Below are 5240 nucleotides of genomic sequence, written 5' to 3'. Positions count from 1 at the left end.
TAATCGATCGAGGACTTAACCTTATTTAAAAAGTGCACGGTTGGCTTGATACTGCACAATGTCTGTTTTATTCAGTTTTGAACGAACAAGCATCGTTCAAGAGTCTGGTGATGAGGGCGAAGAGGTCACACCCGTTCCCATCCCGAACACGGAAGTTAAGTTCTTCAGCGCCGATGGTAGTAGGGGGCTTCCCCCTGTGAGAGTAGGACGTCGCCGGGCTCAACCGCTTTACGGTTTTTGAAATGGTTAGAATTGACTACCTTTCATTTACTAGCAGTTCCTGAACTAGTTTCAAGAGACGTAAAGTCATACATAAAAGGTCCCGTGGTGTAGCGGTTAACATGCCTGCCTGTCACGCAGGAGATCGCCGGTTCGATCCCGGTCGGGACCGCCATTTACCTATAAACGTACCCGATTCCGCGGAGTTATCCAGGAATCGGTTTTTTGTATTTTATCGTTGCTCTATCATACTTCACACGAAAATTGGCTTTTCTTGCTTTTCTGCCTCTTTCGTCTGTACACTATATGTAACGTTCCGAGAAAGGAATTTGAATATGCTGAAGGAAATTGTAGTACATGGGCCGCAGGAGACCGTTCGTCTGGCTGCCGCTTTGGCTTCTCATCTGTCCCCTCCTGATGTGGTCACCCTAGAAGGTGATCTGGGAGCAGGAAAAACGACATTTACTCAAGCGCTTGCAAAAGCACTCGGTGTGACACGAACCGTGAATAGCCCTACTTTCACGATTATTAAGCAATATGAGGGCCGATATCCCTTTAATCATTTGGATGTATACCGATTGGCTGACAGTGACGAGGATTTGGGCTGGGATGAGCTCTTCTATGGAGATGCCATTTCGGTAGTCGAGTGGGCGCACTTGATTGAAAACGATTTGCCAAAGGAGCGTCTGGCCATTACGATTCGTCATTTGGGCGGCGACTCGAGACAATTCGTCATCCAACCGTTCGGTACGCATTTTGAAGAGATTTGTGAGGCGATAGCGATATGATTTGGTTAGGGATCGATACAGCGAATACCCCGCTTTCTGTGGCTCTTGTGCGAGACGGAGCCCTCTTGGTGGAATATACATCTTCCATGGCACTGAACCATTCGCTTCGTGCCATGAAAGCGATTGAAGAACTATTTGAAAAGACAGATTTGACGCCCCAAGCCATCGATGCCATAGCTGTTTCTGAGGGTCCTGGCTCTTATACAGGTGTCCGCATCGGCGTGACCATCGCGAAGACTTTGGCCTGGACACTGGGCAAACCGCTTGTCGGCATATCCAGTCTGCGTGTGATGGCGGGCAATGCCCTCTATTATGCAGAGCTGATTTGTCCATTGGTCGACGCGCGCAGGCGGCATGTTTACTCTGCTTTATACGAGTCTAATGGAACTGGTCTGCAACAAGTAAAAGAAGATGGCCATTATGCCATTGAAATCTTGCTGGAATCCATTAAGACAATAGGTCGGCCCGTCCTTTTTGTCGGCACAGATGTTAAGATGTACAAAGAGGAGATTGAAACGGCACTTGGTGAGCTAGCTTCTTTTGCACCCCAGCCATTTCAATTGCCACGTGCCTCTCTTTTAATCCATTTGGCAGAGCAGGAAGAACAGGAAGCTGATCTGCATGCCTTTGTGCCGGAGTATCGCCGGGTTGCGGAAGCGGAGGCCAATTGGCTGGCGCAGCAAAAGAAGGGGACGCAGCCGTGATCAATACAGTAGCTTATCGTAGAATGACACGTGAGGATATTCCGTCTGTTGTGGAAATCGAGGAAGAATCCTTTTCCACGCCTTGGACGGAGGAAGTCTTTGAGCATGAAATGACGGGCAATGCCTATGCACATTATATTGTGGCTGAAGAAGAGGATCAGGTCATCGGGCATTGCGGCATGTGGATTGTGTTGGATGAATGCCATATTACCAATGTAGCGGTCCGCAAGCAGCACCGGGGCCGTGGCATTGGAGAAGGACTCATGCGAAAGGCAATTGCATTATGTAAGGCAAATGAAGTCAGGCTGATGACGTTGGAAGTGCGGGTCAGCAATGAAACTGCTCAAAACTTGTATCGGAAGCTTGGTTTTCAAGACGGGGGCATCCGAAAAAATTACTATACCGACGACCATGAAGATGCGCTCGTCATGTGGGTGGAATTCGAATGAACAAAGACCTTTATATATTGGGAATAGAAACAAGTTGTGACGAGACGGCGGCTTCCATTGTGAAAAATGGCCATGAAATCGTGTCCAACGTAGTTGCTTCGCAAATCCAGAGCCAGAAACGATTTGGCGGCGTCGTACCTGAAATTGCGTCGCGCCATCACGTCGAACAAATTACACTTGTCCTGGAAGAAGCACTTCGGGAAGCCGGATTAACACCTGCAGACTTAGATGCCGTAGCAGTCACAGAAGGGCCCGGCCTGGTCGGTGCTCTATTAATCGGCATCAATGCCGCCAAAGCGTTCGCCTTTGCTAATAGTCTGCCAATTATCGGTGTCCACCATATTGCGGGTCATGTGTATGCGAATCAATTAATGCAGCCGATGGAATTTCCGCTTCTCGCGCTTATCGTATCAGGTGGGCATACGGAGCTGGTTGTCATGAAGGAACATGGCCATTTTGAGCTAATCGGGGAAACACGGGACGATGCAGCCGGTGAAGCGTATGATAAAGTCGCACGTGTGCTGGGCTTGCCGTATCCAGGGGGGCCGCATATCGACCGTCTGGCTCTTGAGAGTGACAGAGCGGTTGAATTCCCGCGTGCGTGGTTAGAGCCGGATTCCTATGATTTCAGTTTCAGTGGCCTTAAATCGGCTGTCATTAATTATCGGCATAACCTCGAGCAGCGTGGCGAGACAATTGACCCTCACCACGTGGCTGCAGGGTTCCAGGAGAGTGTCGTGGAGGTGCTGACGGCAAAGACGCTGAAAGCCGCACGTCAATATAAAGTAAAGCAAGTGATTGCCGCGGGTGGAGTGGCAGCCAATAAAGGTTTGCGCTCGTCGTTGGAAGCGACGTTTGAAAAGGAAGGCATCCCATTTTACGTACCGCCCATTTCATTATGCACGGATAACGCAGCGATGATTGCTGCGGCAGGATCTTCCATGTTTGAAGCGGGCGTTCGCGGGAATATGGAAATGAACGGACGTCCGGGCATGCCATTAACATCTTGGAATTCGTAAAAATAAGCACGGAAATTGTCCGAATGTGGCGATTTCCGTGTTTTTTTGTTAGGATGGTTTTTTACGTTGTCAAGAGGGAACGTTCGTACTTATGCACACTTTGTGGACAACTTGTTCATAACTTAGAAAATAGCAAAAGATCAAGCACACCGTTTTGGATAACTTTGTGGGTAATAAAACATTTTTCTGTGGATAACGTGGATAACTATGTTCATATCCTATAAAATCAATATTTCTCATGTGGAAAAGATTGTGGAAAATGAAAATGCCGTTTCGACAGGATAATCGAAACGGCGTCCTTTTTACGTATATAGCAATTCGAGTTCTTCTTGCCAGACAAGCCATTGTTCTGCCAGCAGATCATGTTCTTCCTGAAGCTGGTCAATTCTTGCTTGCAAGTCCATCAGCTTAACGTGATCGTCCGCAAACTCCGGATTGAGCAATTCTTCTTGTAGATGAGTCATTTCCTCATCTAATGAGGCCATCTTTTTCTCCGCGTCCTCAATGTTCCGTGTCAGCTTACGTTCTTGGCGCTTTAATTCCTTATCTGACTCGCTGCGGCCGGCATTCGTTTGTCCCGGAAGCGGAATCCCTAATGTTGCTTGATCTTCTGCGAGCAATTCGGCCTGCTCTGCTTTCTTTTCGAGGAAGTAATCGTAATCGCCGAGATACTCTGTCGCCCCAGATTCATTCACATCAATCACTTTAGTCGCAAGTCGATTAATGAAATACCGGTCATGCGACACGAAAATGATCGTGCCTGGAAAATCGTCTAATGCGTTTTCAAGCACTTCCTTGCTATCCAAGTCCAAATGGTTCGTCGGCTCATCCAATACGAGTGTATTCGATTTTTCGAGCATAAGCTTGGCCAGGGATAACCTTGCCTTTTCGCCTCCGGATAACGAAGAAACCGGTTTATCCACATCCTCACCCGAGAACAGGAAACGACCGAGCAAAGAGCGGACATCTTTTTCATTCAAAAGCGGCCATTCGTCCCAAATTTCCTGCAGAACGGTCCCTGTGCCAATGATGGTCGCCTGATTTTGGTCATAATAACCGAATTGGACATTCGTACCGTAACGGATTTCACCGTCTAAAGCCGGCTGTTTCTTAACAATCGTCTTCAGCAGTGTGGATTTCCCGATGCCATTCGGTCCGATAATAGCAATCCGATCTTCTTTATAGGCGTGCAGATTGATATGGCGCGATACGGGGTGATCGCCATAGCCGATCGACACGTCCCGCAAAGCCAGCACATCGTTGCCGCTCTGCCGGTCAATATCGAAAGAAAAGGCAGCGGACTTCTCATTGCCCTCTGGCGCATCCATCCACTCCGTACGCTCCAACTGCTTTCGTCGGCTTTTCGCCATTTTGGATGTAGAAGCCCGGGCGATATTGCGCTGAATAAAATCCTCAAGCTTTGCCCGTTCAGTTGCTTCCCGTTCAAACAGCTTGCGATCCCGTTCATAGTTCTTCGCTTTCTCATCCAAATAGGCACTATAGTTCCCAGTATACTTTGTCACTTTTCTTCTTGAGACTTCATAGACAACGGTAACAATCTGGTCAAGAAAATACCGGTCATGGGACACGATCAAGATGGCGCCCTCATACGAAACCAAATATTTTTCCAGCCATCCGAGCGTCTCGATGTCAAGATGGTTAGTCGGCTCATCGAGGATCAGAAGATCAGGCTTGCTCAGCAGCATTTTCGCGAGAGCCAACCTTGTCTTCTGGCCACCTGAAAGCAAATGGACGCTTTTCTCATAATCCTCGGGATAAAAACGCATCCCATGGAGTACAGAGCGGCAATCGGATTCATACTGGTATCCGCCTGAATCCTTAAATTCGATCTGCAACGCATCATATTCCTTCATGACCCGCTCGTATTCCACACTATTTTCGTAAACAGCGGGATCTGCCATCTGCATTTCCAATTCACGCAGCCGGCCTTCCAATTTCCGCAACGGTTCATAAACGGTCATCATTTCGTCCCAGACCGTCCGTTCTGAATCAATTCCAGCATGCTGTTCCAAGTAGCCGATCCGCACGCCTTTCGGAATG

General features: G+C 48.3%; 5 protein-coding genes, 1 tRNA gene and 1 rRNA gene. 6 read left to right on the top strand and 1 reads right to left on the bottom strand.

Going from position 1 to position 5240, the window contains the following annotated elements; all coding sequences use genetic code 11:
• Positions 1 to 103 precede the first annotated feature (103 nt).
• From rrf to tsaD, 6 genes are all read left to right on the top strand, one after another.
• A 5S ribosomal RNA gene (rrf, locus tag NCCP2222_RS13395) occupies positions 104 to 219 on the top strand.
• Positions 220 to 318: 99 nt separating this feature from the next.
• Positions 319 to 394 (top strand) — tRNA-Asp (locus NCCP2222_RS13390).
• Positions 395 to 554: 160 nt separating this feature from the next.
• Complete coding sequence (tsaE, locus tag NCCP2222_RS13385) at positions 555 to 1007, top strand: tRNA (adenosine(37)-N6)-threonylcarbamoyltransferase complex ATPase subunit type 1 TsaE (RefSeq protein WP_248512850.1); 453 nt, start codon at positions 555 to 557, stop codon at positions 1005 to 1007.
• Positions 1004 to 1711, top strand: a complete 708-nt coding sequence (gene tsaB / locus NCCP2222_RS13380; RefSeq protein WP_248512849.1) for a tRNA (adenosine(37)-N6)-threonylcarbamoyltransferase complex dimerization subunit type 1 TsaB — start codon at positions 1004 to 1006, stop codon at positions 1709 to 1711. The genes tsaE and tsaB overlap by 4 nt, the downstream gene beginning before the upstream one ends.
• Complete coding sequence (rimI, locus tag NCCP2222_RS13375; RefSeq protein ID WP_248512848.1) at positions 1708 to 2160, top strand: ribosomal protein S18-alanine N-acetyltransferase; 453 nt, start codon at positions 1708 to 1710, stop codon at positions 2158 to 2160. The genes tsaB and rimI overlap by 4 nt, the downstream gene beginning before the upstream one ends.
• Positions 2157 to 3179, top strand: a complete 1023-nt coding sequence (gene tsaD / locus NCCP2222_RS13370; RefSeq protein WP_248512847.1) for a tRNA (adenosine(37)-N6)-threonylcarbamoyltransferase complex transferase subunit TsaD — start codon at positions 2157 to 2159, stop codon at positions 3177 to 3179. The genes rimI and tsaD overlap by 4 nt, the downstream gene beginning before the upstream one ends.
• 302 nt (positions 3180 to 3481) lie before the next feature.
• Here tsaD and NCCP2222_RS13365 read toward each other — a convergent pair.
• The coding region (locus NCCP2222_RS13365; protein WP_248512846.1) for an ABC-F family ATP-binding cassette domain-containing protein at positions 3482 to 5240 on the bottom strand (1759 nt) is incomplete at its 5' end.

The organism is Sporosarcina sp. NCCP-2222, assembly GCF_023168145.1.
Classification (GTDB): domain Bacteria; phylum Bacillota; class Bacilli; order Bacillales_A; family Planococcaceae; genus Sporosarcina.
Note: the sequence above shows the minus strand (reverse complement) of the source record. Positions and strands in the feature narration are given on the sequence as shown.